The sequence below is a fragment of the Streptomyces sp. SD31 genome (genome assembly GCF_052068475.1).
Taxonomy (GTDB): Bacteria; Actinomycetota; Actinomycetes; order Streptomycetales; family Streptomycetaceae; genus Streptomyces.
Genome location: NZ_JBQHCX010000004.1, coordinates 331,331 through 357,880, shown reverse-complemented (window position 1 = coordinate 357,880; position 26,550 = coordinate 331,331). Strand labels below are relative to the sequence as shown.

Sequence of the window (26,550 nt, the reverse complement as noted above, 5' to 3'; positions counted from 1 at the left end):
CGTGGGGCGCGAGCCATCACGGACGGCCCGCAGCCGTCACACCGCCTTGCCCACCGAGCTCTCTGCGGCACCCGCCATCTCCGCGATGTCCGCCAGCATCCGTACGCTGTCCGGCTCACGACCGGTGAACAGCCGAAACGCATCCGCGGCCTGAAACACAGCCATCCCACCCCCGTCCAAAGTTGCGCAGCCAACCGCACGCGCCGTCCGCAGGAGCTCGGTCTCCAGCGGGCGGTACACGACCTCGGCGACCCACAACCCGGGATGCAACAGTTCCGCGGCGAAGGGCAGCCCCGGATGGGCTGCCATGCCGGTCGGTGTGGCGTGCACGATGCCGTCGGCACCGGCAAGCAGGTCGGCCAGGCGGTCGGGTGCGGCGGCAGCCGCGCGCCCCGCACCGAAGTGCCGGTTCAGCGCCCCGGCGAGGCCCGCGGCCCGGTCAGCCAGTGCGTCGACCACGGTGACCCGCTCGGCGCCGAGCGTCAGCATGGCGTGCGCCACGGCCGCGCCCGCGCCCCCGGCGCCCAGCTGCACGACCCGCTCCAGCGGCACGTCGGGCAGTCCGCGCGCGAAGGAGGCGGCGAAGCCGGTGGCGTCCGTGTTGTGGCCGACGGCCCGGCCGTCCTCGAAGACGACGGTGTTGACCGCGCCGAGCGCCTCGGCCTGCGGGGCCAGCGCGTCCAGGTGCCCGATGACGAGCTGCTTGCACGGGTGCGTGATGTTGAGCCCGTCGAAGCCCAGGTCACGGGCGGCCCGCACCAGGTCGCCCACCGCCTCGGGCGCGGCGCCCAGCGCGTCGATGTCGATGAGCCGGTACAGATAGCGCAGCCCCTGCCGGTCGGCCTCCCGCTCGTGCAGCGCCGGGCTTAGCGAGGGGCCGATGCCGGAACCGATCAGGCCGACGAGATACGAGTCCTTGGCGTCCTTGGCCACCGGGGGGACCTCCTGAGCGGCTCGCTAATGTACGAAATGGTGAGTTAGTCATAGCAGGAGCCGGGGGCGCTTGGGAAGGCCTGGCCCCGCACGCGCCGCGAGGCGCCTTCTACAATCACCGGCACGCGAGCAAGCCACCGGGGGCACGCTCGCACCACGCCGAAGGAACCCGATGACCAGCGTCGACGAACCGGCACGACCGAACGGGCGGATCCGTGACGCCGCCCGCACCCAGGCCGAGATCCTCGACGTCGCGACGCAGGAGTTCGCCCGGGTCGGCTTCGCCGGCGCCCGGGTCGACGACATCGCCGCCCGCACCCGCACCACGAAGCGGATGATCTACTACTACTTCGGTGGCAAGGAGCAGCTGTTCACGGCCGTGCTGGAGCGCGCGTACGGCGTGATCCGGGAGGCCGAGCAGCAGCTCGACGTCGAGCACCTGGACCCGGTCGCGGCCATCCGCCGCCTGGCCGAGCTGACCTTCGACCACCATGAGCAGCACCCGGACTTCATCCGCCTGGTCAGCATCGAGAACATCCACGGGGCCGAGCACATCGCCGCCTCCGAGAAGCTCGGCAAGATCGGCTCACCGGCGCTGGACGTGATCCGCCGGATCCTGGAGTCGGGGCAGGAGTCCGGCCTGTTCACGGCCGACGTCGACGCCGTCGACCTGCACGCGATGATCAGCTCCTTCTGCTTCTTCCGGGTCTCCAACCGGCACACCTTCGGCGCCCTGTTCGGCCGCGACCTGGTGGATCCGGCCCAGCGCGAGCACTACCGCGCGATGCTCGGCGACATGGTGATCGCGTACCTGACCGCGGAGCGCGCGGCGGACTGAAGCGACGGACCGAAGCCGTACGGCACCACCCCTTGACACCCGGGAAACGTGGGCGCAACATCCGTAGCCACCGCTACTAACTATCCAGTGGGTTAATTAGCCGGGATCCGGCACTCCCCCCTTCCTTGGCCTTTCCCTCGTTTCCGCTCACTCCACCTATGTTGGAGTCCCCTCGAAGGAGCACGCCGTGTCCGTCCCCGCCTCCCAGGCCCCGCCCGGCCAGCCGAAGAAAGCCGCGACCGCCGCCTGGATCGGCAGCGCCCTCGAGTACTACGACTTCTTCATCTACGGCAGCGCCGCCGCGCTGATCTTCCCCGAGGTCTTCTTCGACGAGTCCGACCCGGCGACGGCCACCCTGCTGTCGCTGGCCACGTTCGGTGTCGCGTATGCCGCCCGGCCGGTGGGCGCGCTGTTCCTCGGTCACTTCGGCGACCGCATGGGCCGTAAGAAAATCATGGTCTTCACCCTGATCCTGATGGGCGTGTCGACGTTCCTCATCGGCTGTCTGCCGACCCGTGACCAGGTCGGCACCCTGGCGCCGGTCCTGCTGGTGCTGTGCCGGGTGCTGCAGGGCATCTCGGCGGCGGGTGAGCAGGCCAGCGCCAACTCGATGACCCTGGAACACGCGCCACCGCATCGGCGCGGCTTCTTCACCAGCTTCACGCTCAGCGGCACGCAGGGCGGGCAGCTGCTGGCCACCCTGGTCTTCATCCCGGTCGCCGCGCTGCCGGAGGAGCAGCTGCTGTCATGGGGCTGGCGGGTGCCGTTCTGGATGAGCATCGCGGTCGCCGTCGTCGGCTATGTCATCCGCCGCAAGCTGGACGAGACGCCGGCCTTCGCGCAGCAGGCCGCCACCGAGGGCGTCGCCAAGATGCCGCTCGCGGTGCTGATGCGGGAGCACTGGGCGGATGTGCTGCGGGTGATCGGCGGTGCTCTGGTCGCCTCGGTCAGCACGATCTTCACGGTGTGGGCGCTGTCGTACGCCACGAGTGACTCGGTCGGGATGAGCAAGTCCTCCATGCTGTGGGTGGGCGCTCTGGCCAACCTGGTCGCGCTCGCCGCGATCCCGCTGTGGGCCACGCTGTCGGACCGTATCGGCCGCCGCCCGGTGTTCCTGATCGGCGCGGCCGGCAGCGCGGTGATGATGTTCCTCTACCTGTGGTCGATCTCCACCGGCTCCTACCCGCTGACCCTGCTGCTGGGCATCGTCACCTTCGGGGTGGTCTACAGCGCCGCGAACGGCGTGTGGCCCTCCTTCTACGGCGAGATGTTCTCCACCCGGGTCCGCCTGTCCGGCATGGCCATCGGCACCCAGATCGGCTTCGCGGTCGCCGGGTTCGCGGTCACCTTCGCCGCGCAGATCGCCGGCCCGAACGGCGACGACTGGGCCGCGGTGGCCCTGTTCACGGCCGCCCTGTGCGTGCCGCCGGTCGTGGCCGCCCTCTCGGCCCGCGAGACCGCCAGGATCCCGACGGAGCAGCTCGGCGAGCGCACGTCCCCGGAGGCCGCGCAGCCGGAGACCGTGACGGCCTGATCTTGCGCTGATCCCGCGCTGATCCCGCACGAACCCCCCGGAGTCCCCGGACGCCATGACGGCTCCGGGGACTGCGGCGTCACCCCGACACGAGCAGCTCCGTCCAGGCCTGTGCGACCCGCTCCAGGGAGAAGCCCTCCCGGACCTGCGTGCGGGCCAGCTCCCCGGCGGACCGCCAGCCGTCCTCCCCGAGCGCGGCGATCGCCTCCGCCATCGCCTCGGGGGTGTCGTGGATCCACCGCCGGTCGTAGATCTCGTCCGCCCCGGGCCACGGCAGCAGTGACGGTACGGCGCCGGAGGCCATCCCCTCGGCGGGCGCGAGGTGGAAGCTCTCGTCGTCGCTGGTGGACAGCACATGCCCGACCCGCCGCAGCCAGCCCGCCACGTCCGGCCCGAAGGTGTCGAAGACGACGGCGCCTTCCAGAAGCGGCGAGGTCTGCATACGGCGCAGTACGGCGTCGTAGTGCTCACGTTCCTCGGGCTTGTTCCAGATCCACCAGTACTCCCAGGGCGGCTTGGACTTGACCGACAGATGCCAGCGCCGGTCCCGGGCGCGCAGCGCCTCCAGCACGTCGAGGCCGAGGTCGAGGCGTTTGCGGCTGGGTGCGATGCCGATCATGCCGAGGCGGTGGTGGGCGCCCGGTGCCTTCGGGCGGTCGAGCTGGTGGGTGTCCACCCAGTTGGGGACGACCACGACCTTCGAGTCGGGCCAGCCGGTGTGCTCGCGGGTGCGCCGGGCGTAGTACGGGCTGACGCACACCACCCGGTCGACGGCGTCGATGTCGACCTGGCCGGGCCAGGGGGCGTCCAGCTCGAAGCGGTGCAGCCGTACGACGAGCCGGCTGCCGCGCCGCTTGTGGCGGCTGTACCAGACGGCGGCCGGACCGCACCACTCGACGATCACCACGTCCGCCCAGTCGGCGAGTTCACGGCTCGCGTCCGGGTCGTGGCGGGACAGCGCCGGCCAGGCATCGACCCGTACCTCCAGACCGGGCAGCGACCGGAAGTGGTCGAGGAGCCGGGTGAGGAACTTCAGGTCGTGCCCGGCGACCCCCACGCGCAGGAGTCGGCCGCGGCCCGTCACCTCGGTGGGTGCGGCGGGGAAGGCGCGGTCGAGGTGGGCGCGCCAGCGGGCGGCCGCTCGGTCCAGGGTGTGGTGCCGGGCGGCCTCGCGGCAGCGGTCGGCCGCGAGACGGCGGGCCTCCGGCTCGCGCACCGCCCTCACCACGGCTTCGGCGGCGTCGTCGAGTCCGGCGCGGCCGGGCACGAACAGCGGGTAGTCGACGCCGAGCAACGCCTCGTGCGCGGGTGTGCGGTTGAGTACCACGGGCAGGCCCAGCGCCCCGAACTCCAGGACCTTGGTGGACAGTTCGAGGCTGGAGTCGAGCACCGGGTCCCGCCAGCCGAGGCCCACGTCGCAGTCCGCGGCGATGCGCATGGCCTCCTCGCGCGGCTGTCCGCCGTGGTGGTGGACGCCGGGCGTGCCGGCCAGCGCCCGCGCCATGTCGGCCTGGAAGGAGGGGTGGGATGTGTCGTCGTGGATCTTGTCGCCGACGGTGTGCAGTTCGGCGGGAACACCTCGCTCGGCGAGCAGCTCCGGCAGCCGGGTCATGGGCAGGGTGTTCCAGCGGGGCGCGAACTTGCCGGTGTAGACGAGGCGCAGTGGATCGTGCGGCCCGTCCCGGTCCGGCAGCGGGAAGCCCGGCTCGGGCACGGCGGGCGAACTGAGCACGCACTTGCCGCATGCCTCGGGCACCCAGGTCTCCAGGAAGCAGCGCAACTCCTCGGTCTGGCACAGGAGTCGGTGCGAGGCCTCGGCGATACGGGCGAGTTCCGCACGGGCCTCCTCGGTCATCTCGGCGGCGGACTGCGGGATGTCGGTGAGGTAGGCCCAGATCCGCCCGTCGAACCGGCCGTCGGCCACGATCCGCGAGACCAGCCGCCGGCCGCGCAGCACCAGCAGGTCACAGGGGTCGTCCTCGTCGAGCCGGGTGAGCACCTGTGCGGCCTGCACCGGCGACATGGGCCGGTCGGCCAGGCCCGGCAGCAGCCGCTCCTCGTGCGGACACACCAGAGCGACCCCGGGCAGCTCGGCCAGCGGGTCGGTCAACCGGCCGGTGCGGATGGGGGACTTGAGGACGAGCCCGGTCTCGCAGCCCGCCCGGGACAGGGCCTGCACCGTCGACTGCGCCCACACGGCGGATCCGTCGATGAGGTTGAGGTCCACATCGCCGTAGACGAGCGCCCGCAGCGTACGGCTCATGACGGCTCCTTCCCGCGCACGGCGAACAGACGGTGTCCCTGACCGGCCCAACTGCCGGGTTCCGTACCGGACATGTGCAGCGACCGGCGTACCAGCAGCGGTCGCAGCGACGGTACGAAGACGTAGTCGTCGGCGGCCGGCGTGTGGCCCACCGCGTCGGCGCCGGAGTACTCCTGGGCGCACATCAGATCGAGCAGCAGGGTGTCCGGCCGGTCCTCGGCGAGGTCCGTCCAGTCGGCGACCCAGGGCGCCAGCGGCTCCCCCCGGCGTACGGCCACCGAGGCGGCGACGAGTTCGTCGAGCCCCGCCGGATCGGGTACGACGACCTCGACCGGGCGGTGCAGCTGGCCGAGCACCTGGCCGACCAGCCGGGCGATGTCGGTACGGTCCCGGGGCGCGGCCAGCACGGCGACGCGCCGCTCGTCCAGCGGATCCGGGCCCCCGACCACCCTCGCCAGCCGCGAGAGCCGCACCCGTGTGCTGTCCGCCCGGAACACCTCGCGCAGCCGCTCCCGGCCCTCCGCGACCGGGTCCAGCCGCCCGAGCCGTACGCCGGTGTCCGCGTCGACGACGGCGTCCCAGGCGAGCCGGGCGAGCCCGGGCGCGGCGGACAAGGGACCGTCCCGCCACAGCACGACCTGCCGACCCATCACCCTTGTCTCGGCGATCAGTTCGGCGAGGGTGCGGTCCAGGTCGGGGGCGAGCCCGGTGCCGGTGAGCGACCAGGGCCCGTCGCCCGCGCAGGCACTGAGCTGCACGACGAGCACGTCCGGGTCGGTGCGCTGCACGAGCAGCCGCCCGTCGTGCGGCAGCAGCCGGTTCACGACCACGTCCGCCGCGAAGTCCTCGGCGGTTGAGGGGGTGAGCACACCGGCGACGACGAGACGGTCGCGGGGTGCCACGGTCAGGGCGCGATGAGCGAGGTGGAAACGACCGTCGACGGGTGCGTCCGGCTCGGCCCGGTCCTTCGGCGCCTTCTCGGGCACCGGTCCGGCCGCGCGCCGCCGCCCGCGCCACAGGCCGTACAGCTCCCCCGGCAGCCGGGCCGCGCCCCGCTTCGGCGAACGCGCGGCCATCACCAGCGCCTTGCCCACCCGCAGCGAGGTCGAGCCCTCCAGCATGGCCACGCGCGCCTGCAGCACATCGACCCGGTCCCGGGCGGCCCGCAGCGCCGCGGCGAGCTGCTCCTTCTCCCGTACGGCGGCGGCCAGCCGCTCGGCGAGCCCGTCCTGCCCGGCGGCATCGCGGGTGCGTTCCGCCTCCTCGACGGTCCGTTCCAGATCCAGCACCCGGGCGCGCAGGGACCGGGAGGCCAGGTCGGCGAAGACGTACTCGTCGGCGAGTCGCAGCGCCGTGGCGTGGCCGTCGGCGGGGACCGGCCGACCGAAGAAGTCGTGCGGCGGCAGGAGTTCGTCCGTGCGCGCGATGACCGCGCCCGCGTGCAGATGGACGTAGTCGAGGGGGGCCGTGCGCAGAACCTGGCAGCGGTGGGCCACGAGATGGTCGAGAAGCCGGTGGTAAGGGAGCTCGGATACACGGTGACCGAGCACGATCAGCCCGCGCGCACCGGGCCGCATGCGTGCCAGTACGGCCCGACAGGCTTCCTCGCTTCCGTGCAGCTCGGCGTCGGGACCGTACGAGAGGAGCGCCAACTGCCCCGCGTCGACGGGCTGTTCATCGTCAACACGCAGGGCGACGCCCGGTGGCAGGTGCAGGTACGGCTCCAGGCTCAGGCCGCCGCGAGTCGCGTCCACCACGGTCGTGACGCCGTCGAGGTGCGGATGGAGCAGGTCGGTCAGGCGCATCAGCGGGTCCTCGTGAAGACGTGGAAGCCGACCCGGTTCTCCCGGAAGCCGTACGGCCTGGAGAGGGTGTGCCGCAGGCCGAGCGGCTCGAGTTCGGCACGGTAGGCGGCGATCGGACGGTGCACGATGCGGGCGCCGGAGGTCGTGCGCTCGGCGGTGGCCTCGGCGGTGACGACGTCGGCGGCGATATCGGTGACGATCAGGCGGCCGGTTACGCGGATGAGGGAGGCCATGTTGCGCAGACCGGCCGCCCACGCCTGGCCGTCCGGTACATGGAACAGGACGTCCACGCAGACCACGATGTCGTACGGCCACGGACTGCGCCACTCGTCGAGAGCGGCGACGGCGTAACGCGGGCCGCCCGCCTCGGCGCGGGCGTGGTCGACGGCGGGCGGACTGATGTCGAAGGCGTCGACCCGATGGCCGCAGCGGGCCAGGGCGCGTGCGAAGTAGCCCTTGCCGCAGCCGGCGTCGAGCACGAACAGCGGGGCGGGAGGGCTGGCCAGGTCGCCGATGAGGGAGAGCAGCGTGCCGAGCCGCCGGGCGTAGAAGATCTCGTTGCCGGGACGGTCGAGCCCGGTGTGCCCACCGGAGGCGAGCTCGTCGGGGTCGCTGTGGCGGGCGTCCCAGTACGTCCGGGTGTCATCAGGCGTGGCGTCCCGGTGCGTCCGCGTGCCGTCAGCCATGGCGTTCCAGCCACGCGGTCATGACGCGGGCGATCCGGCCGCCCGCCCGGCCGTCCCACAGGGGCGGTCCCTCCGCGGACGCCACTCCCCCACCGTCCAGGAGCTTGCGGAGTGCCGGCACCAACTCCCCGTGCGTGACCAGCCGGTTGGTGCCGTGGGTCACCGTGACCGGGCGTTCGGTCGTGGTGCGCAGGGTCAGGCACGGGACGCCCAGGACGGTCGTCTCCTCCTGCACACCGCCCGAGTCGGTGATCACCGCCGCGGCTCCGCGTACGAGGCTCATGAACTCGACGTAGCCGAGCGGGTCGAGGAGGTGCACGCCCGGCGCGTCCGCGAGGCCCGCCGCGCTCAGCGCCGCCCTGCCGCGTGGGTGCAGCGGTACGGCCAGGTCGAGATGGCGGGCGGCCTCGGCCAGGACGCGGGCGGCGGCCGCGGCGGCCTCCGGGTCGTCGACGTTGGCGGGACGGTGCAGGGTGACGACGCCGTAGCGCTCGGGCAGTCGGTGTGCGGCACGGGCGGCCACCGGGTCGAAGTGCTCCAGATGGGTGAGCAGGGTGTCGATCATCGGGTTGCCCACGAAGTGCACCCGCTCGGCGGCGATGCCCTCGCGGGCGAGGTGGCCGACGGCCTCGGGGCTCGTGACGAACAACAGCTCCGCCAGCTGGTCGACCAGACGCCGGTTGGCCTCCTCCGGCATCGACATGTCGAAGCTGCGCAGCCCGGCCTCGACGTGCGCCACCGGGACGCCCGCTCTGGCGGCGACGAGCGCGGCGGCCAGCGTCGAGTTCACGTCGCCGTACACGGTGACCAACGCGGGTGCACGGGCGGTCAGTTCGGCCTCCAGGGCCACCAGCAGGTCGGCGATCTGCCGGGCGTGACTGCCGGAGCCGACGCCGAGGTCGGTGTCGGGTTCGGGCAGGCCGAGTTGCCGGAAGAAAATGTCCGACATCCGTTCGTCGTAGTGCTGCCCGGTGTGGACGAGCACCTGGTCGCAGCCCGCCGCACCGAGAGCGGCGACGACCGGTGCGGCCTTGACGAAGTTGGGCCGGGTACCGACCACATGGAGTACGCAGCCGTTCATAACCGTTACCTCCGATTCCGGGGTGTGCTGCGTGCGCCCCTACCGGGCCGTGGCCGCCCTGGCGGCCTACCTTGGCGATATGTCACGTAATGTCCCACGCGCCCTCAGTCTGGCTGCCTCGGTGGCTGTTGGCGAACTGCGCCAGGACCCGCTGCGGGCGACTCTGCTCGCGATGCGCCTGCTGCCCGGCCGCGCCCGGCGCGGACTACAGCCGCTCGAACGGCGGCTCGCCGCGCGCGCCCGCACCGCGGGGCCGGTCGCGGCGCCGTCCGCCGCGCGGGTGCCCGCACCGCCCGGCCGGCGGTTTCGACCCGTACCGGGCCGGGTGCTCCACCTGGTCACCAACGGGCTGCCGTTCCGGCACGCCGGCTACACGGTGCGCACGCAGAAGCTCGCCGAGGCCCAGTCGGCGGCCGGGCTGGACCCGCATGTCGTGACACGCATCGGTTTCCCCGTGACGCAGGGGGTGCTGGACGCCCGCCCGTCGCAGCGCGTGGGCGGGGTGCCGCAGCACCGGCTGCTTCCGCTCCGGCTGCCGTACGGGCAGGCGGCGGCGCTGGCGCGGAACGCCGAACTGGCCGCCCGGCTGGTGGAGCGGCTGCGGCCCGCCGTGCTGCACGCCGCGTCCGACCACGGCAACGGGCGCGTGGCGCTCGCCCTGCGGGAGACCTTCGCGCTGCCGGTGGTCTACGAGGTGCGGGGCTTCCTGGAGGAGACGTGGCTGACGCAGGCGCCGGGCCGCAGCCGGGACGACGAGACGTACCGGGCTCGGCGTGCGCTGGAGACGTTCTGCATGCGCGAGGCCGATCTGGTGCTGACGCTGGGCGAGGCGATGAAGGCCGAGATCGTGGGCCGTGGAGTGCCCGAGGAGCGGGTCCTGATCGTGCCCAACGCCGTGGACGACGATTTCCTGGCCCCGCTGCCGGACGGAGCGCCCGTGCGGGCACGGCTCGGTATCGCGCCGGACGAGTTCGTCGTGGGCACGGTCGGCAGTCTCACCCCGCACGAGGGGATCGACACATTGCTCCATGCGGGTGAAGAACTGATCCGGCGTGGCGTCCCGCTGCGGCTGCTGATCGTCGGCGACGGTCCGGAGCGCGCCGGGCTGGAGCGGCTGGCCGCCCGGCTGGGTCTGGACGACGGGGTCGCCCTGTTCACCGGCCGGGTGCCGCACTCCCAAGTGCGGGATTTTCACGCCGTGTTGGACGTGTTCGCGGTGCCCCGCACCGACGAGCGCGTCTGCCATCTGGTGACCCCCCTCAAGCCGGTCGAGGCGATGGCGAGCGGTGTTCCCGTGGCCGCCAGTGACGTCACAGCACTGAGGGAACTGGTCGAACACGAGGTGAACGGAAGGCTAATCAAGCCTGAATCACCACATTCCTGGGCTGATGAGCTGGAAATACTCCTTTACAGTCGAAATCGGCGCTCTGAGTGGGGAGCAGCCGCCCGCGCGATGGTCGCGCGTGACCGCACCTGGAAGCGGGTCGCCGCCACAACCCGTGACGCGTACCGCACCCTCGGATGCCTTGATGCGGGGTGAATCCCTATGCAGGTGGACCAGACAGGACCGCTCGGGGAAGACGGTGAACCGCTCGGGGGAGAGAGCGAACCGCTCGGGCAAGCAGAACGGCCCGATCACAGCGATCTGGCGGTGATCGGGCTCGGCTACGTAGGACTGCCGCTCGCGCGCGAGGCGGCGTCGGTCGGCCTGAGGGTCGTCGGCTTCGACCGCGATCCCCGGGTCGTGGAGGCACTCAACACCGGACACTCCCATGTCGACGACGTCTGCGACGAGGACGTCCTGCGGATGCGGGCGGCGGGCTTCGGCGCGTCCACGGACCCCGCCTGTCTGGCCCGTGCCCAGACCGTCGTCATCTGTGTGCCGACGCCGCTCGGCAAGGACGGCGGGCCCGACCTCGGCGCGGTCGTCTCGGCCACACGGACGGTGGCGGACCGGCTGCGGCCCGGACAGCTGGTGGTACTGGAGTCGACCACCTATCCAGGAACCACCGAGGAGGTCGTACGGCCGCTCCTGGAGGAGTCGGGACTACGGGCCGGCGTCGACTTCTCGCTGGCCTTCTCGCCCGAGCGCATCGACCCCGGCAACACCGCGCACGGGCTGCGCACCACGCCGAAGGTGGTCGGCGGCTGCACACCGTCCTGCGCGGCACGCGCCGTCGCCTTCTACGGCAAGCTCGTCGACACCGTCGTCCAGGCGAAGGGCACCCGCGAGGCCGAGATGGCCAAGCTGCTGGAGAACACCTACCGGCACGTCAACATCGCCCTGGTCAACGAACTGGCCGTCATCAGCCACGAGTTGCACGTCGACCTGTGGGACGCGATCCGCTGCGCCGGCACGAAGCCCTTCGGCTTCCAGTCGTTCCGGCCCAGTCCCGGCGTGGGCGGGCACTGCATTCCCATCGACCCCAACTACCTGTCGTACAAGGTGCGTTCGTCGCTCGGCTACGAGTTCCGGTTCGTCGAACTCGCCCAGGAGATCAACCGGCGGATGCCGGAGTACGTCGTACGCCGTGCCCAGGACCTCCTCAACACCGCCGGCCGGCCGCTGCACGGCTCCCGGGTACTGCTGCTCGGGGTCACCTACAAGCCGGACGTGGCCGACCAGCGGGAGTCGCCGGCGGTGCCGGTGGCGCGGCTGCTGCGGGAGCGGGACGCCGAGGTCTCCTTCCACGACCCGCACGTGCGGCTGTGGTCCGTGGACGGGGTGAGCGTCCCACGCGTCGACGACGTCATGGCGGCGGTGCGCGAGCACGACCTGACGATCCTGCTCCAGGACCACTCGGCCTACGACCTGCCGGCCCTCGGCGACGCGGCCCGGCTGCTGTTCGACACCCGGGGGCGGATCTTCCGGCCCGGGGTCGAGGTGCTGTGACCGGCCTGGAGCTCGGGGCCACTTCGAGAGGTGCGCTGATGCGGATACTCGTCGTCACCGTCGTCCATCACCCCGAGGACGCGCGGATCCTGCACCGGGAGATCGCCGCCCTGCGGCAGCGCGGCCACCGGATCGTGTACGCCGCGCCGTTCGCGGCCCGGGAGGTGACACCGCGGCCGTACGTCGAGGGCGTGGACCTGCCCCGGGCCACCGGCCGGGACCGCCGGGCGGCGCTCCGCGCGGCCCGCGTGCTGCTGGCCGAGCGCGGACCGACGGTGGACGTGGTGCTGCTGCACGATCCCGAACTGCTGCTGGCCCTGCCCGGCACGCTGCGCGGCTGGCGGCGCGCGGGACGCGCTCCCGTCACCGTGTGGGACGTGCACGAGGACACGGCGGCGGCGCTGGTGATGAAGCACTGGGTGCCGAGGCCACTGCGGCCGCCGCTCCGACTGGCCGTACGGGCGGCCGAACGGCTGGCGGAGCGGCACCTGCGGCTGCTGCTCGCCGAGGACGCCTACCAGCACCGCTTCGGCCGTCCGCATCCCGTCGTGGCGAACCTCGCGACGGTGCCGCCCGAGCCGCCCGAGCCGCCGGGCGACGACCGGGCCGTCTACCTCGGGCACCTGTCGCGGGAGCGGGGCGCGCTGGAACTCATCGAGACGGCACGGCTGCTGGCGCCCGACATCCGGGTCGAGGTGATCGGCGCGGCGGATCCCGACATCCGGGACGCGCTCACCGAGGCCGACCGGGACGGCGTGCTGCGCTGGCACGGGTACCTGCCCAACGACCGCGCCCTCGGTCTGCTCTCCGGCGCCCTCGCCGGCCTGTCCCTCCTGCGGGACCAGCCCAACTACCGCCACTCACGGCCCACCAAGGCCGTGGAGTACATGGCCCACGGCATCCCCGTCGTCACCACACCCACCCCGCTGGCGGCCGACCTGATCGAGCGCTACGGCTGCGGCCTCGTCGTCCCCTACGAGGACCCGGCCACGGCGGCCATGGCCGTACGACACCTGCGTGCCGACCGTCAGATGCGCCGCCGCGCGGCCGTACGGGGCTGGGAAGCGGCGCTCTCCGACCTCAACTGGGCCGACCGGGCGACCGAGTTCGCGATGTGCCTGGAGGCCTGGGCGAAGGAGGCGTCCGCGAACCCGACGCCCGCTGGTCGTCGGACCAAGCCCGCCGACACCGCACCAGCCGGTACCCGTCCGGGTCCTCAGTAGGGTCCCGGGTGCGGGGTCCCGAGTGCGGGGGGCGTCCGTGTCACCGGTGTCTGCGCCGCACATGCGCACCTTGACGGCCCTTGAGACGGGGCTTGGGCTGATGCCGCCTACGCCGATTGCTCGACCGGCTCACCGCGGGCTGCGCGCGGGGCTGCACCGGCGGGCCGGTCGATTTGAGGCCCTCGATCGCGTTCTCGATCCTGAGCAACTCGTCCTCGGCCCGCCCGGGTTCCTCGGCGTCGAGCCGGGCGAACGCGTGCTTGGCCTGCTCGTGTGCGCGCAGGACCTTGCCCCGCGGGCGGCCCCTGCCCCCGTACGACTTGGCGAGGAGCGCCTGTGCGTGCGCTCGGGCGAACCTCAGCTTCCAGGCGCGTACGTCGATCTCGTCGTACAGCGACAGGGCCCGCCGGGCAGCGGCCTCGGCCCGTCCGAAGCTCTGCCGCGTGACGGCCGCACCGCGGTGCTGCCGGTCCGTGCCGCCGAGCGCGAGCAGGACTTCCGCTTCCAGCGAGCTCGTCCATGCCTCATGGACGCGGTTGGCCCATCGGTCCTCCTTGCGCATCCTCTCGTACTGGTCCAACGCCTCCTCGACGTGATCCAACGCCCGCTGCAGGTCCTCGTGCCGGCGCTCGCCCGACCGGGTCCGCGCCCGGCCCAGGTACGCCTGCGCCAACCGGCCCAGCGCGAGAGCGTGTTGCGGCCGTACGGCCTCGCGGTACTCCCGCTCCAGTGCCTTGTAGTGCCCGTCCACGGCTTCGCTGTGCCGGGCGACGCAGGCGTCCCACTCTCCCCTGGCGCCGTGCTGGACGCCCAGGACGGACAGGGCTTCGGCGATGTCCCGCTTCCACAGGCCCGGAGCCCCCTGGCGCAGAGCCTCGTACGCCTCGACGCTCTCGATGCCCTTCGCCACCGCCCGGTCGACGTGTCCGCTCGCGCCGAGTTGCCAGGCGAGGCCGCGCAGCGCGAACGCCCTCATGCTCTGGATCTCGTCCGGTTCGTGCGCGTCGCCCTCGCCCGGCTGCGGCAACTGCTCGATCAGGTCGCACGCCTCGTTCGCCGCCTGCAGCGCCTCGCGCTGGCGGCCGACCCGGTGGGCCGCCGTGGCCCGGGTGCACAGGGCCTTCACCAGGCCGAAGGCGTGCCTGCGCGTGGGGTCGCGCTGATACAGCGCCTCCAGGCGTCGTATGGCGTCCCCGGCGCAGTTGTCGGCGTGCTCGAACCGTCCGACGTCCACGAGCCGGTCCGCCAGGTCCTTGAGGGCTTCGGCGAGGTAGAACTCGTGCTCCTCGGACGGGCTGAGCTGTTGCAGGGCGTGGAACGTGTCGACCGCCTGCCCCGCGACCTCGTGCGCCCGGATGCGCAGGCCCGAACTGGCCAGGTACAGGGACCACCGTTGCAGCGCCTGGGCCAGTTCCCTGCGGTTGTCCTGCGTGGGCGGTGCGTCGGCACGCCGGTGGAAGTGCACCGCGTGTTCCGCGACGGCCGTGGCGAGTTCCAGCAGCACGTCCGCGCAGGTGGCGTCGAACTCCCGCAGGACCTGGGCGGCGACCTCCTGCGCCGACTCCTTGTGCAGGGTGGAGTTCAGTGCGGCGGCCAGCGATGTGCCGATGGCGCTCGCGAACCGGTCCTGATCGGTGACGGCGACCTGCTTGACCAGCCTGACGACAGGGACGGCGTGGTCGCGCAGCGCCCGCTCCAGCGCCCCACGGGCCCGCTGTTGGGCGGACGGGCCGCGTCCGGTGTCCCCGGCCGGTTCCGCCATGCTGTTCTCGGCCGCCATGGTGTCGTCGGGCCGGGCCGCGTCGGAGCCTGCCGTGAGTTGCAGGACGTGGAGCACGTTCAGGATCTGGCGTGCCTGGTCGGTCGGGTCGTCCGGTATTCCCGGTCCTCCGCCACCGACATCGAGCAGCTGGGTGGCCAACTCCGGGAAGGTGGCGATCACTTGGGCGCCGAGCCGCTCCGCGAGCCGAAGCGGCTGCAGCGAACGCAGGTAGCCGTCGCCGGTGAACTCGGCGTGCTGCCAGCGGGCGAACGCGCGGGTGAGCCATTCCGGTTCGTCGGCGAGGTCGGGGACGAGCCGGAGCCGGCGCGCGGCTTCGGTCTCCCGTTCCCCGTCGGTCTCGCCGTCGGCCACCGCCAGGCTGCAGACCGCCACGATCCGTTCGAGCAGGACGGGGTCGTGCGGGAGTTCGTGTCGCTCGGCGGACGTCTGCCATCTCTGTCGCTCCACGTCGATGGCGTAGTCCAGCAACGCGTTGGCGCGTGAGCGCGAGGGTGGTCCGGTGGCCCGCGAGGGCACTTTGCCGATGCTGATCCGTGCGTCCACCAGCGCCTGGATCAGGATGAGCAAGTAGCTGCCGAAGTCGGGCCCTTCGAGTCCGGGCACGCCCGGTTCGTCCTGTGCTTCCTCATCGGCCACGGCCTCGCTGCCGGGCCGGGAGGCGGTCTGTGCCGGGGCGTCGGTGGGGTCGCTCTGCGCGTACCAACCTCTGAAGGCGGTGACCGCCGCACGGTAGATGTCCTCGCGGTCGGCTTCACGCGGCGGCACAAGCGGCGGGGGATCTTCCGCGTCGACCAGTGCTTCGTACCGGCGTCGGATCGCCTGCCACCACAGTCCGCCCCGCTGGGCGACGGCCAGGACGCGCAACGCGTCCTGGCCGTGGTGCTCGGCCGCTTCGGCGAGGAGAGCGTCCAGCTGACCGGCGTGGGCATCGGCGTCGTCGACGACGAGGAGCCGCCGCTCCTTCAGGGCGCAGACACTGGAGAACGCCACGTGCAGCGGGTCGACGACCCCGGCTACCCAGCCCCTCCCGGCCATCGTGCGGCACAGCTCACGGGCGAGTCGGGACTTGCCGACGGTGCCGCCCCCGGTGAGCAGGCGAATGCGCTGTCCGTCACCGCGTTCGCACCAGTCGACCAGCGCGTCCAGCTGCTCGGTGCGGCCCCGGAAGGGCACGACGCCATGGCGGGACTCGAGGAGGTCGGCCTCGGACCACTGATCGCGCAGGGGCAGCGGGCTGTACGCGGGCGTCAGACTCTCGCCGCCCGCCCATACGGGGTCGAGCGCGACCCGCGCGGGGGCCGCCTCCCCGCTCGCCCTCAGCAGACACGCGTTCGCCTCGTCGAGGCCGTCGTCACCGATGATCGCGTCGACCGGCAGTGCCGTCAGCCGTCCCTCGATCGTGGCGCGGTCCTCGGTGATCACGCCCACCAGGTGATCCCCGGCGAACAGAGCCGCACCCGACATACCGCTCCACAGCGACGAGCCCTGGACGGCCGGTGAACCTCCCGTCCGGATCTGGAAGTTCAGCCGCCGCACCTCGCGTCTCGACCCCGTGAGCGGCAGGACGGCTCCCCGGACGTCCTCCACGTTCACCCACCGCCTCGCTCCGGCCTCGGTCACGCCGGACCGCGGAAAGCCCAGCGCCTGCGCCGGAACGGCGTCTTCACCGACCAGACGCCCCAACCGCACCTCGTCGCGCCGGCCGCCCTGTCCCGTGCGGAACGGGTCGTCCACGGTGGACTCCAGGAGCGCGCAGTCGAGTTCCGCGTCTCCCTTGACCGCGACCAGAAAGGTCTGCCGATCGTCCGGGAGTTCATAACTGCCCTCACGGCGACAGTATTTGCGGACCGTGACCGCGGCCCCCTTGGAGCCGACGCAGTGACCGGCCGTGAGGACGAGATTCGGCGTCAGCAGGTATCCCGAGCCCCGTTTTCCCTCCGCGGAAAGCGACACCAAACGCTCGGCGTCCAGCCCGGTCATTGTGCGTCTTCCGCCTTGTCGGCGATGAAAGTGGTGGCGGGCACCTTGAGATTCAGCTTGATCCGGTGCGTCGTGGCATTGCCGCGCGCGTGCTCGCCGCCCGCCTGGAGCACCCAGAACTGCACCCCCGCCCTGCCCGCGGTGTTCCGGGTGATCTGGACCATGGCCTCGACCTCGACATCGGTGATCCCGAAACGCAGGCTCTCCGCCGCTGCGCGCCGCTGAGCCTCCTCCAGTTCGGTGCGCAGCGCGGCGATCATGTCCGCGAGACCCAACCCATCGGCCCGGTCCACCTGCTGTCCGTCTGCCATCGCGGTACTCCCTCGCCTCACGCAGGAGTTCCTCACCCGAATTCGGGCTTCGCCGGGAGATGTCTCTCCCAGCAATTCTTCGGGATTCCCCCGGCGAGGCAACTCGATCACTCGCGGGCAGCGGACACGGCGGGAGGTGAAGATGACGGTGCGTCAATCAGCCGCTCACCCCCGGTTGCCCCCCTTCGGGATCCCATACGCCCGTTCCACTTTCAACCGCAGCACCAGCCGCCCGTCCCGGACCATCGCCGCCCGGAAGTCCTCCCAGTCGGGGTGCTCGCCCAGGACGTCCCGGTAGAGCCGGACGAGTTCCTCGACCGTGGCGTCGTACGGGTCCTTCGCGACCGGCGAGAGCTCCGCCGTGCCCTCGGCGACGACGTACGCCCGCCGGTCGGGGGACGTGACGTGGTACGACGCCCTGGGGTCCCGGCGCAGATTGCGCGTCTTGGCGCGGTCGTCGGTGATCGAGACGCGGATGATCCGCTCGTCGGGGTAGTACGCGTGGCCGACGTTCGACAGCTGCGGCCGGCCGTCGCGCTTGAGGGTGGCCAGCACCCCGCCGTGGCCCTCGGAGAGCAGTGCGAGCAGTGCGTTCTGGGTGGCGTCCTCGGTCATGCCTGGGTCAACCCCGCCGTGAGGTCCGCGCATTCCCTTCGTAGACACTGTCTACTCGATCATGGTAGACACTGTCTATGCAGGAATCCGATACGGGGCTGCGGGCCCGGCTGGTCGACGTGGGCGTGGATCTCGTGACCCGGGAAGGCGCCCAGGCGCTCACCCTGCGGGAGATCGCCCGCCGGGCCGGTGTCTCGCACGGCGCCCCGCGCCGCTACTTCCCCACCCACCTGGAGCTGCTCTCGGCCATCGCACGCCGCGGCTTCGACGAGCTGGCGCGACGGGCTGCGGCTGCGGCTGCGGCTGCGGTCGGCGACGGTACGGCGAGTGCTCGTGCGGAGCTGGTCGCGCTGGGGCGCGTCTACCTGGAGTTCGCGCTGGGCAATCGCGGCATGTACGAGCTGATGTTCCGTCACGACCTACTGGCGAGCGGCCACTTGGGCCTGCGGGACACCAGCCTTCCCCTCTTCGGCCGCCTGGTGGAGCTGGTCGGCCGGGTACGTCCCGATGTCGACGCGCGGCTCGTGGCGGGCGCGCTGTGGGCCAACCTGCACGGCATCGCCCAGCTGTGGGGCTGGGGCAGCCTCCAACTCGCCACGGGCGCCGATGACTTCGCCCCCCTGCTGCGCTCGGCCCTGGACGCACACCTCGGGCCGGTGGGCGAGTGAACCCGCGCCTCACTCTCGCGAGCAGCGTCGTCGGCGCCGTGATCGTCGCGCTCGACGGCACCGTCCTGACCCTCGCCCAGCCCACCCTGCAACGCGACCTGGGCGCCTCCTTCGCTCGGGTCCAGTGGACCAGCACCGGGTATCTCATCGCGGTGGCGAGCCTGTTGGTGTTCGCCGGACGGCTCGGCGACCGGTACGGGCACCATCGCGTCTTCGGCATCGGCATGCTCGGCTTCGGGGCCGCGTCGGCCGGCATCGCCCTGGCGCCCGGTGTCGGCTGGGTCGTCGCACTGCGAGTCGTGCAGGGCGTGTTCGGGGCGCTGTCGCAGCCCGCCACGCTCGGAATGCTGCGGGCCGTGTTCCCGCCCGACCGGCTGCGGGCGCCGATCGCCGTACGGACCGCCGCGATCGGGGTGGCGGCGGCTGTCGGGCCGGTCCTGGGCGGCGCACTGGTGGCCGGGCCGGGCTGGCGGGCCGTGTTCCTGCTGAATGTCGTACCCGCCGTCGTGTTCGGTGGGCTCGCCCTCGCCGTACGGCCCGTGCGCAGCGCCTCCCCCGCCCGGCTCGACCTACCCGGCGCCCTTCTGCTCGCGGTGACCCTGGCCTGCCTGGTGCACGCCCTCGTCGCGCTGCCGGGGTGGCCCTGGACCGCCGCGACCGCCATGGTCACCGGCGCCGCCTTCGTCCGGCACGAGCGGCGCACCGCGAGCCCGCTCCTGCCACCCGACGTGATCGGCTCGGCGGCGATCGGTTCGGCGCTCGGCATGCTGGTGGCCGCGTCGGCGGCGCTGTCGGGAACGCTGTTCGTCGGCACGTTCCTGCTGCAGGGCACGCTCGGCCTGGACCCGTTGCGCAGCGCCCTGGTCAGCCTGCCGCTGGCCCTGCTGATGGTGCTCGCGGCGGCTTCGTGCGCGGTGCCGCTGCGCCGGGCCGGGGCCCGGCGTACGACGGTGGCGGCGATGACGGTCCTCGCACTCGGGATCCTCGCCCTCTCCCGCGCGTCGGCCACACCTGCCCTGTGCGCCGCGTTCGCCCTGGTGGGAGCCGGGTTCGGCACCGTGATGGTGACGGCGACGCACGTCGTCGTACGGGAGGCCGCCGTCGAGAGGGCCGGGGTCTCGGGCGGACTGCAGCAGACCGCGATGAACCTGGGGCCGGTGCTGGGCGTGGCCGCCGCGACCGCCCTCATGGGGTCGGGCGGTGGCCCCGAACTCCCGCTGAGCGTCCTCGCCGCCGTCGCCCTGGCCGGTGCGGCGCTGGGCCGGAAGCTGCCCGGACGCTCCGGAACGGCATCCGACGATCATGGCCAATCGAAGGACCGTACAGCTGTTCCTGCGCGACGATGAGATCCGAGGCCGGTCCGGCGGGGTATGCCGGAGCGCACCTCGTCGTACGCATTCGGAGGAGTAGCCATGGCACTGCTGACACAAGAGGTCGACCCGGGCGAGGTCGGACTGGACGGGAAGGCGCTGGACCGCCTCGACCAGCACTTCGCCCACTACGTCGACGAGGGACGTCTGCCCGGCTACCTGGTGTCCGTCGCCCGCGGTGGACGCGTCGCCCACCTCACCACGCACGGCCACCGGGACCTGGCGGCCGGGCTGCCCGTCGAGGCCGACACGCTGTGGCGGATCTACTCCATGACCAAGCCGGTCACCTCGGTCGCCGCGCTGCTGCTGGTGGAGGAGGGCAAGCTGTCGCTCGACGACCCGCTCGACCGCCATCTGCCCGCCTTCGCCGAGCCCCGGGTGTACGTCAGCGGATCGGGCGCCGACACCGTGACCCGCCCGGCGGACGGGCCGATACGCATCCGGCACCTGATGACCCACACCGCCGGACTGACCTTCGCCTTTTACCACACGCATCCCGTCGACGCCCTCTACCGCGACGCCAACCTGGACTCGGCGGTGCTGCCGGGCTCCGACCTGGCCGGGACGGTCGACGTGTACGCGCGCCTGCCGCTGCAGTTCGAGCCGGGGACGCAGTGGAACTACTCGGTCGCCTCCAACGTCCTGGGCCGTGTCATCGAGGTCGTGTCCGGCCGGCCGCTCGACGAGTTCTTCGCCGAGCGGATCTTCGGGCCGCTCGGGATGACCGACGCCGGCTTCTGCGTGAGCGACCAACAGGCGGGCAGGCTCTCGGAGTTGTACGGCGAGACCGAGGACGGCGGCATCGAGCCGATCCCCGGGCTCCCCCTGCACGGCCGCCCCCGCTTCCTGTCCGGCAGCGGCGGCATGGCGGCCTCCGCGCACGACATCCACCGCTTCATGGAGTTGCTGCGCCGCCGCGGCGAACTCGACGGCACCCGTCTGCTGGCCCCCGAGACGGTGGACCTGATGACGTCCAACCACCTTCCGGGCGGCGCCGACCTGCGTGCCTTCGGCAGCCGCCCCGCCCACGACGAGCCCGGCAACGACGGCCTCGGCTTCGGCCTGGGCGTCTCCGTGGTGATCGACCCGACCCGTACGAAGGCCCCGGCCGGGCTCGGCACCTACGGCTGGAGCGGGGTCGCGACCACGACGTTCTGGGTCGACCCGGGCCGTGACCTGACGGTGCAGTTCATGACGCAGGTACGGCCGAGGACCTCGCACACCATGTTCCAGGACCTCAAACGGCTCGTGCACGAGGCCGTCACGGCCGACTGAGCCCCTACTGGCCCATGTGTGCCCCTAGTTCTCCACGCGCAGCGTGAACTCCCTGCCCCCCCAACGGGAGTTCACCGACATGCGGCTCCGTCGTGCGGGCGCGACCAGCCACGACGGAGCCGCACACGACCGACGGCCCATCGCGGCCATTCCCATCGCGGCACAACCCAGCGGAGCGCCTCGTCAGGACAAGTGCGCGACCGCGTCCAGATGGGGCAGGTGGTGGTCGAGGCGCTCCCGCTTGGTGCGCAGGTAGGTGATGTTGTTCTCGCACGGCGGGATCAGCAGCGGGACCGTCTCGGCCACCTGGATGCCGTGCCGCAGCAACGCCTCGCGCTTGCGCGGGTTGTTGGACATCAGGCGGACGCTGTCCACACCCAGGTCGTGCAGGATCTCGGCGGCGACGCCGTAGTCGCGGGCGTCCACCGGCAGGCCGAGCGCGAGGTTGGCCTCGACGGTGTCCAGGCCCTCCGCCTGCAGCGCCATCGCCCGCAGCTTGGCGAGCAGGCCGATGCCGCGGCCCTCGTGGCCCCGCAGGTAGACGACGATGCCGCTCCCTTCGGCGACGACCGCGCGCAGCGCGGAGGCCAACTGGTCGCCGCACTCGCAGTGCTGCGAGCCGAAAGCGTCGCCCGTCAGGCACTCGGAGTGCAACCGGGTGAGCACGTCTTCCGTGCCTATCTCACCGTAGACGAGGGCCACTTGCTCGTCACCGCGGTCGTGGTCGAGGTAACCGATCGCGCGGAATTCCCCGTACACGGTGGGCAAGGGGGCATTCACCACGCGTTCCACGCCGGAACGCTGTGCACGCTGTGCGGACTTCTTGCCGAGGACGCCAATTTTTTCTGTCATGATTCTTCAGTTCCTAAGCAGAGACGAAAGGCCGGGAAAAGATGAGTGGTTCAAAAACGCGGCCGACGGCACACTCGTTGGTGCCTGCGGACACCACCGAAGACGTACGGACGCGAGGCGCGGGCGTTTCACGACAGGTCGCGGTCCTGCCCGTCGGAAGCTTCGAGCAGCACGGTCCGTTCCTTCCGCTGGCGACCGACACGCTCGTGGCGTGTGCCGTCGCGCGCGAGATAGCCGCCACGTATCCCGTGCACCTCCTTCCACCGGTGACGATCTCCTGCTCGCACGAGCACGCGGCCTGGCCGGGGACCGTCAGCATCTCCTCAGTGACCCTTCATGCGGTGATACGGGACATAGCGGCTTCGCTCCGCCGGTCCGGCGTGGACGCCCTGGTGCTGGTCAACGGGCACGGCGGGAACTACGTACTGGGCAATGTCGTTCAGGAGTCCTCCGCGCGCGGCGAGCGGATGGCGCTGTTCCCGGCCGCGGAGGACTGGGAGGCGGCGCGGGAGCGGGCGGGTGTGGAGACCTCGTTGCTCACCGACATGCACGCGGGGGAAATTGAGACCTCCATCCTTCTGCACACTCATCCCGAATTGATCCGACCCGGTCATGAGACTTCCGATTTCGTGGCGGACGACCGTCGCCATCTCCTCACCCTCGGTATGTCCGCCTATACCGATTCGGGTGTCATAGGCCGTCCTTCGCTGGGTTCCGCGGAAAAGGGGAAGCGGCTGCTGGCGAGCCTCGCGGATTCCTTCGGCGCGTATGTGTCACTGCTGACCTCCGCGGACGATTCCGTACGGGACACGGGAGACGCAAGGGCATAGCGGGCGGGTTCCGGGGCCGCCTCGCTCGCGGCAGTCCCGGAGCCGTTACGCAGGCCGGTGTACCAGCGGGCGACGAGGACGAGGGCGCCGGGCAGTGCGGCCACGAAGCTGAGCACGCCGTACACGACGGCGACGGCCAGCCCGGTGTCGGCACCCAGCCCCGCGGCGCCGAACGCCCAGGCGGTGACGCCCTCGCGGGGGCCGAAGCCGCCGACGTTCAGGGGCAGGCCCATGGCGAGCAGGGCGAGGACGGCGAGCGGCACCAGGACGGCCACGGAGGCGGCGGAGCCGGCGATCCTCGCGGCGAGCACGAACATCGCGAGGTGCCCGGCGAGGACGACGACGGAGGAGACGGCGACCCCGGGTCCGTTGCGGCGGGACAGCAGGGCCTCGCGGGCCTCGCCGAGCGTCGTGCGCAGAGCGGTCGGGTCGGTCCGGTCACGGCGGGAGGGCGCGCGGTTCATGCGCACGGCGGCCACCACGGCGAACGCGCCCACCGCGGCGAACAGCAGGACGGGGGTCAGGTTCCGGGCCTCGCTCAGCACCGGTGACGGCATGGTCAGCAGTACGGCGGCGCCGACGACCGCGAGGACGACCTGGCCGGCCGTCCGTTCGAGCACGACCGTGCGGACGCCGCGCCCCATGTCACCGGTGCTCTGCCCGTGCCGCACCGCGCGGTGCACATCGCCGAGGAGGCCGCCGGGGAGGGCCGCGTTGAGGAACAGGGCGCGGTAGTAGTCGGCGACGGCCGGCCCGAGCGGCAGCCGGATCCGCAGGCCTCTGGCCACCAACTGCCAACGCCAGGCGCTGAGCACGGTGGTGACGAGCCCGATCCCGAGCGCCGCGACCAGCGCCGGCCCGTCGATCCGCCGCAGCCCGTCGAGGAAGACACCGGTACCGAGCCGCCAGAACAGCACCGCGAGGATGACGACGCCGACGGCCGTGCCCAAGTGGGTGCGGAAGGCGGGAGTGTTGAGGCGGGACAGGAGGGTGCGTGGGGTCGTACGGGGGCGCGCCGCGCCAGGGGTGGGCGTTCCCGAGCGGGGCTCGGCGACGATGACGCCGATGCGGGAGGGGGAGACGGCTACAGGGGCGGGAGTGGTGGCGGAGGCGGGAGGTGCCGTGGGCTTGGTGGTGAGCCGGGCAGCGGAGGGCACCTCGGGGAGGGCGGCGACCGTGCTCACGGCCAGTGCCCTCACTCGCCGCTCTCGCGGCTTGGCGCCCCGCCGCGGGGCGCTCGCCTTCACCACCGTCTCCACGCTCATGACGCTCCGCCCGTCGGCCTGCACAGCGCCAGAAGGTCGCTGTGGTGGACCACGACGTGCAGCTCACCCGCCTGGCAGGCGGCGAGGCGGTCTTGCAGGTAGCGGTCGGCACGCTCGCGGAGTTCGGGGCGTTGCTCGACCGCCGCGCCGACCCAGCCGCGCAGCCACTGGGCGGTGAGCGCCGACTCGCCAGGGCCGAGACGCCAGGGGCTCGGGTGCACCTGGACGGTCGCGCCGTGCTCGGAGAAGGCCTCGGCCGCTGCCGTGATCGCGTCCGGGCCCAGCATGCCCGAGCGCCGCTGATGGGCGTTGAACGCCTCGGCGATCTCGGTGTCCAGCGGGTCGGACGGGGTGAGTTCGACGCGGCCGGCGACGGAGAGCGTCAGCAGTGCCGGGCAGCCGGCGCCCGCACACGCGGCGGCGAGGGTGTCGACCTCCTCGCGGGTGAGGACGTCCAGCAGTGCCGAGGCGGTCACCAGCGAGGCGCCGGCGAGGGCGTCCGGGGTGAGACGGCCGATGTCGCCGCGGCGCGTCTCGACCGTGACCCGGCTGCCGTCGGCGGAGGAGCGCGGGGAGGCCACGGCGGCGAAGTGCAGGAGGTAGGGGTCGCGGTCGTGCAGGACCCAGTGCTGGGAGCCGTCGAGGTGGGGCGCGAGCCAACGGCCCATGGAGCCGGTGCCGCAGCCCACGTCGTGGATGACCACTCCGGCCCGTCCCGGCATGTTGGCCAGCCGGATCCGCAGCGGGTCGAGCAGGTCGTGCGCCCGAGCGGCGGCATCGGCGCCTTCACGCAGCTCCAGCCACTCGGGGGCGTAGCGGGGCGGGTCGTCGGGACCGGCGTCCCTGAGCCGTACGGTGGCCCGCTCCCCGGGACGGAAGCTCGGCCCGGCCCCGAGGATCACGGCGTCCGTGTCGGACCCCGCCGGTACGGATACGCCGCCCATGTCGCCCTCCGCCGAAACGATCCCGCGCTGCGGGCCGGGCGGCTGCGCCGCAGCCGACGCGTTCGTCGCCTCCGTCGCGTCCCTGGGTCCCGGCTGTGCCGGAATCGTCCCCCCGCTCGGTGTCGTTGCCGTCTTCCTCATGCCGCCCTCCGGGGTTCGTTCGGCAGTCGGCCCAGTACCGCGGCCAGGCTGCGGGCCGTGCCGGCCCAGCCGTTCAGGGCGGCCCGGCGTCCCCGGGCCGCCGCCTTCAGTCGGCGTCGTACGTCCGCCTCGCCGAACCAGCCGCGCAGCTCGGCGGCGATCGCGGCGGGGTTCTCCGGCGGGACGAGGATGCCGGGGACGCCTCCGTCGGGCGCCCGGCCGACCGCCTCCGGCAGTCCGCCGACGTCCGTGGCCAGCACGGGGATGCCGCGTGCGAGCGCTTCCGTCACCGCCATGCCGTACGTCTCGGCGTAGGAGGTGAGCACCATGAGGTCGGCGGCGTTGTAGCTGGCGTCGAGTTCGGCGCCGGCCTGCGGGCCCGCCAGGATCAGTCGGTCCTCCAGGCCGTGCCGCGCTATCAGCGACCGCAGCCCGGCCACGTACTCGGGATCCTGGTTCAGCCCGCCCACGCACACACAGCTCCACGGCAGGTCGGTCACCGCCGCCAGCGCCTCCACCAGCCGGTGCTGCCCCTTGCGCGGGGTCACGGCGGCCACGCACAACAGCCGGGACACACCGTCCGTGCCGGACGCGAGGGGCGCGATGTCGGCGCCGGGGGCGGCGACATGGACCCGCTCGGGGGCGAGGCCGTGGTGGGCGACGAGGCGGCGGACCGCCCAGTCGCTGGTGGCGATGACCGCGGGGACGGCCCGCAGCACGGTGCGTTCGAGGGCGTCCAGCTCCGCGGCGACGGCGGGGTCGAGCCCCGTCTCGTCACCGAGCGGCAGATGCACGAGGACCGCGAGGCGCAGCCGCTCCACCTCCGGGACGATGATCTCGGGCACGCCGCAGGCGACCAGCCCGTCGAGGAGGACGACCGTGCCGTCCGGGAACTCCCGCAGCGTACGGGCGAGTTCCGCACGGGCCGCCGCCCCGGGGCTGGGCCAGCTCCCGTCCACCGCGTGCTTGTGGACCTGCCAGCCGAAGCCGGGCAGATCCAGACTCACCCGCCGGTCGTAGGCGTTGCCGCCGCTCGGCGCGGCCGGGTCGTCGACGCCGCCCGGCATGACGAAGTGCACGGAGCGCAGGGACATGGGAATGATGTCGGCATTCTTCAGAACGGAGTGCTGCATGGGCACGTAGCCGAGTCGCGCACCGTTCACGGTCACGTCGGTCCGGCTCACCATCGCGTCGGTGCGGCTCACCACCGCGTCGGTCCGGCTCACCACCGCATCGGTGCGGCTCACCACCGCGTCGGTG

The 26,550-nt window shown here is 72.4% G+C and carries 20 protein-coding genes and 1 pseudogene; 9 read left to right on the top strand and 12 right to left on the bottom strand.

Annotation, left to right across the window (positions count from 1 at the left end; genetic code table 11):
* Positions 1–36 precede the first annotated feature (36 nt).
* Complete coding sequence (locus tag ACTMVF_RS11450) at positions 37–933, bottom strand: shikimate dehydrogenase (protein ID WP_441270836.1); 897 nt, start codon at positions 931–933, stop codon at positions 37–39.
* Between the two features lie 172 nt (positions 934–1,105).
* On the opposite strand from ACTMVF_RS11450, the gene ACTMVF_RS11445 reads away from it, so the two are divergent.
* Together ACTMVF_RS11445 and ACTMVF_RS11440 are read left to right on the top strand one after the other, a co-directional pair.
* Complete coding sequence (locus ACTMVF_RS11445; protein ID WP_441270835.1) at positions 1,106–1,771, top strand: TetR/AcrR family transcriptional regulator; 666 nt, start codon at positions 1,106–1,108, stop codon at positions 1,769–1,771.
* 187 nt (positions 1,772–1,958) lie between these two features.
* Positions 1,959–3,305 (top strand): MFS transporter, encoded by a 1,347-nt coding sequence (locus ACTMVF_RS11440; protein ID WP_441270834.1) that lies wholly within the window; start codon positions 1,959–1,961, stop codon positions 3,303–3,305.
* A gap of 79 nt (positions 3,306–3,384) precedes the next feature.
* On the opposite strand, the gene ACTMVF_RS11435 is transcribed toward ACTMVF_RS11440, so the two are convergent.
* From ACTMVF_RS11435 to wecB, 4 genes are read right to left on the bottom strand one after another with little or no spacing between them, the layout of a single operon-like run.
* A complete protein-coding gene (locus tag ACTMVF_RS11435) occupies positions 3,385–5,568 on the bottom strand; it encodes a glycosyltransferase family protein (protein WP_441270833.1) in 2,184 nt (727 codons plus the stop codon).
* Positions 5,565–7,373: a hypothetical protein gene (locus ACTMVF_RS11430; protein WP_441270832.1), complete on the bottom strand. Its 1,809-nt coding sequence runs from the start codon at positions 7,371–7,373 to the stop codon at positions 5,565–5,567. The genes ACTMVF_RS11435 and ACTMVF_RS11430 overlap by 4 nt, the downstream gene beginning before the upstream one ends.
* Positions 7,373–8,059 carry a class I SAM-dependent methyltransferase gene (locus ACTMVF_RS11425; RefSeq protein ID WP_441270831.1) on the bottom strand — a complete coding sequence of 229 codons (687 nt, stop codon included), beginning with the start codon at positions 8,057–8,059 and terminating at the stop codon, positions 7,373–7,375. Before ACTMVF_RS11425 ends, ACTMVF_RS11430 begins: the two co-directional genes overlap by 1 nt.
* Positions 8,052–9,140 carry a non-hydrolyzing UDP-N-acetylglucosamine 2-epimerase gene (gene wecB, locus ACTMVF_RS11420; protein WP_441270830.1) on the bottom strand — a complete coding sequence of 363 codons (1,089 nt, stop codon included), beginning with the start codon at positions 9,138–9,140 and terminating at the stop codon, positions 8,052–8,054. The genes ACTMVF_RS11425 and wecB overlap by 8 nt, the downstream gene beginning before the upstream one ends.
* A 79-nt stretch (positions 9,141–9,219) precedes the next feature.
* Between wecB and ACTMVF_RS11415 the strand changes: the two genes are divergently transcribed.
* The 3 genes from ACTMVF_RS11415 to ACTMVF_RS11405 are packed head-to-tail and all read left to right on the top strand — an operon-like array spanning position 9,220 to position 13,256.
* The gene (locus ACTMVF_RS11415; protein WP_441270829.1) at positions 9,220–10,680 is read left to right on the top strand and encodes a glycosyltransferase family 4 protein; all 1,461 of its coding nucleotides are present in this window, start codon (positions 9,220–9,222) and stop codon (positions 10,678–10,680) included.
* A 6-nt stretch (positions 10,681–10,686) separates the two neighbouring features.
* Entirely contained in the window at positions 10,687–12,033 is a 1,347-nt protein-coding gene (locus ACTMVF_RS11410; RefSeq protein ID WP_441270828.1) for a nucleotide sugar dehydrogenase, read from the top strand.
* Positions 12,034–12,071: 38 nt separating this feature from the next.
* Complete coding sequence (locus ACTMVF_RS11405) at positions 12,072–13,256, top strand: glycosyltransferase family protein (RefSeq protein ID WP_441270827.1); 1,185 nt, start codon at positions 12,072–12,074, stop codon at positions 13,254–13,256.
* 40 nt (positions 13,257–13,296) lie between these two features.
* On the opposite strand, the gene ACTMVF_RS11400 is transcribed toward ACTMVF_RS11405, so the two are convergent.
* The 3 genes from ACTMVF_RS11400 to ACTMVF_RS11390 all read right to left on the bottom strand — a co-directional run bounded on the left by ACTMVF_RS11400 (position 13,297) and on the right by ACTMVF_RS11390 (position 17,945).
* Positions 13,297–17,019 (bottom strand): hypothetical protein, encoded by a 3,723-nt coding sequence (locus ACTMVF_RS11400; RefSeq protein ID WP_441270826.1) that lies wholly within the window; start codon positions 17,017–17,019, stop codon positions 13,297–13,299.
* Entirely contained in the window at positions 17,016–17,330 is a 315-nt protein-coding gene (locus ACTMVF_RS11395; protein ID WP_441270825.1) for a trypco2 family protein, read from the bottom strand. The genes ACTMVF_RS11400 and ACTMVF_RS11395 overlap by 4 nt, the downstream gene beginning before the upstream one ends.
* A 165-nt stretch (positions 17,331–17,495) precedes the next feature.
* Positions 17,496–17,945, bottom strand: a complete 450-nt coding sequence (locus ACTMVF_RS11390; protein WP_441270824.1) for a PPOX class F420-dependent oxidoreductase — start codon at positions 17,943–17,945, stop codon at positions 17,496–17,498.
* 77 nt (positions 17,946–18,022) lie between these two features.
* Here ACTMVF_RS11390 and ACTMVF_RS11385 point away from each other — a divergent pair, with 77 nt between their 5' ends.
* From ACTMVF_RS11385 to ACTMVF_RS11375, 3 genes are all read left to right on the top strand, one after another.
* On the top strand, positions 18,023–18,613 hold the full coding sequence (locus ACTMVF_RS11385; RefSeq protein WP_441270823.1) for a TetR/AcrR family transcriptional regulator: 591 nt from the start codon (positions 18,023–18,025) through the stop codon (positions 18,611–18,613).
* Positions 18,610–19,959: an MFS transporter gene (locus ACTMVF_RS11380; protein WP_441270822.1), complete on the top strand. Its 1,350-nt coding sequence runs from the start codon at positions 18,610–18,612 to the stop codon at positions 19,957–19,959. Before ACTMVF_RS11385 ends, ACTMVF_RS11380 begins: the two co-directional genes overlap by 4 nt.
* A gap of 66 nt (positions 19,960–20,025) precedes the next feature.
* A complete protein-coding gene (locus ACTMVF_RS11375) occupies positions 20,026–21,258 on the top strand; it encodes a serine hydrolase domain-containing protein (protein WP_441270821.1) in 1,233 nt (410 codons plus the stop codon).
* Positions 21,259–21,441: 183 nt separating this feature from the next.
* Here the strand turns inward: ACTMVF_RS11375 and ribA are convergent, their stop codons facing one another.
* Entirely contained in the window at positions 21,442–22,110 is a 669-nt protein-coding gene (ribA, locus tag ACTMVF_RS11370) for a GTP cyclohydrolase II (RefSeq protein WP_441270820.1), read from the bottom strand.
* Between the two features lie 41 nt (positions 22,111–22,151).
* Between ribA and ACTMVF_RS11365 the strand changes: the two genes are divergently transcribed.
* The gene (locus tag ACTMVF_RS11365) at positions 22,152–22,940 is read left to right on the top strand and encodes a creatininase family protein (RefSeq protein WP_403344008.1); all 789 of its coding nucleotides are present in this window, start codon (positions 22,152–22,154) and stop codon (positions 22,938–22,940) included.
* Between the two features lie 146 nt (positions 22,941–23,086).
* On the opposite strand, the pseudogene ACTMVF_RS11360 reads toward ACTMVF_RS11365, so the two are convergent.
* The 3 genes and pseudogenes from ACTMVF_RS11360 to ACTMVF_RS11350 all read right to left on the bottom strand — a co-directional run.
* Positions 23,087–24,205, bottom strand: a pseudogene (locus tag ACTMVF_RS11360) (lysylphosphatidylglycerol synthase domain-containing protein); the annotation flags it as partial.
* Positions 24,202–25,290, bottom strand: a complete 1,089-nt coding sequence (locus ACTMVF_RS11355; RefSeq protein ID WP_441270819.1) for a class I SAM-dependent methyltransferase — start codon at positions 25,288–25,290, stop codon at positions 24,202–24,204. The gene ACTMVF_RS11355 and the pseudogene ACTMVF_RS11360, both read right to left, overlap by 4 nt.
* Positions 25,287–26,477, bottom strand: a complete 1,191-nt coding sequence (locus ACTMVF_RS11350) for a glycosyltransferase family 4 protein (protein ID WP_441270955.1) — start codon at positions 26,475–26,477, stop codon at positions 25,287–25,289. The genes ACTMVF_RS11355 and ACTMVF_RS11350 overlap by 4 nt, the downstream gene beginning before the upstream one ends.
* Positions 26,478–26,550: the final 73 nt, after the last annotated feature.

What these genes read in the sequence shown, in the direction of transcription:
- ACTMVF_RS11445 (WP_441270835.1), top strand. Translation starts at nt 1,106, where the DNA reads ATGACCAGCGTCGACGAACCGGCACGACCGAACGGGCGGATCCGTGAC.
- ACTMVF_RS11435 (WP_441270833.1), bottom strand. Translation starts at nt 5,568, where the DNA reads ATGAGCCGTACGCTGCGGGCGCTCGTCTACGGCGATGTGGACCTCAAC.
- ACTMVF_RS11430 (WP_441270832.1), bottom strand. Translation starts at nt 7,373, where the DNA reads ATGCGCCTGACCGACCTGCTCCATCCGCACCTCGACGGCGTCACGACC.
- ACTMVF_RS11425 (WP_441270831.1), bottom strand. Translation starts at nt 8,059, where the DNA reads ATGGCTGACGGCACGCGGACGCACCGGGACGCCACGCCTGATGACACC.
- wecB (WP_441270830.1), bottom strand. Translation starts at nt 9,140, where the DNA reads ATGAACGGCTGCGTACTCCATGTGGTCGGTACCCGGCCCAACTTCGTC.
- ACTMVF_RS11415 (WP_441270829.1), top strand. Translation starts at nt 9,220, where the DNA reads ATGTCACGTAATGTCCCACGCGCCCTCAGTCTGGCTGCCTCGGTGGCT.
- ACTMVF_RS11410 (WP_441270828.1), top strand. Translation starts at nt 10,687, where the DNA reads ATGCAGGTGGACCAGACAGGACCGCTCGGGGAAGACGGTGAACCGCTC.
- ACTMVF_RS11405 (WP_441270827.1), top strand. Translation starts at nt 12,072, where the DNA reads ATGCGGATACTCGTCGTCACCGTCGTCCATCACCCCGAGGACGCGCGG.
- ACTMVF_RS11400 (WP_441270826.1), bottom strand. Translation starts at nt 17,019, where the DNA reads ATGACCGGGCTGGACGCCGAGCGTTTGGTGTCGCTTTCCGCGGAGGGA.
- ACTMVF_RS11395 (WP_441270825.1), bottom strand. Translation starts at nt 17,330, where the DNA reads ATGGCAGACGGACAGCAGGTGGACCGGGCCGATGGGTTGGGTCTCGCG.
- ACTMVF_RS11390 (WP_441270824.1), bottom strand. Translation starts at nt 17,945, where the DNA reads ATGACCGAGGACGCCACCCAGAACGCACTGCTCGCACTGCTCTCCGAG.
- ACTMVF_RS11385 (WP_441270823.1), top strand. Translation starts at nt 18,023, where the DNA reads ATGCAGGAATCCGATACGGGGCTGCGGGCCCGGCTGGTCGACGTGGGC.
- ACTMVF_RS11375 (WP_441270821.1), top strand. Translation starts at nt 20,026, where the DNA reads ATGGCACTGCTGACACAAGAGGTCGACCCGGGCGAGGTCGGACTGGAC.
- ribA (WP_441270820.1), bottom strand. Translation starts at nt 22,110, where the DNA reads ATGACAGAAAAAATTGGCGTCCTCGGCAAGAAGTCCGCACAGCGTGCA.
- ACTMVF_RS11365 (WP_403344008.1), top strand. Translation starts at nt 22,152, where the DNA reads ATGAGTGGTTCAAAAACGCGGCCGACGGCACACTCGTTGGTGCCTGCG.
- ACTMVF_RS11355 (WP_441270819.1), bottom strand. Translation starts at nt 25,290, where the DNA reads ATGAGGAAGACGGCAACGACACCGAGCGGGGGGACGATTCCGGCACAG.
- ACTMVF_RS11350 (WP_441270955.1), bottom strand. Translation starts at nt 26,477, where the DNA reads ATGGTGAGCCGGACCGACGTGACCGTGAACGGTGCGCGACTCGGCTAC.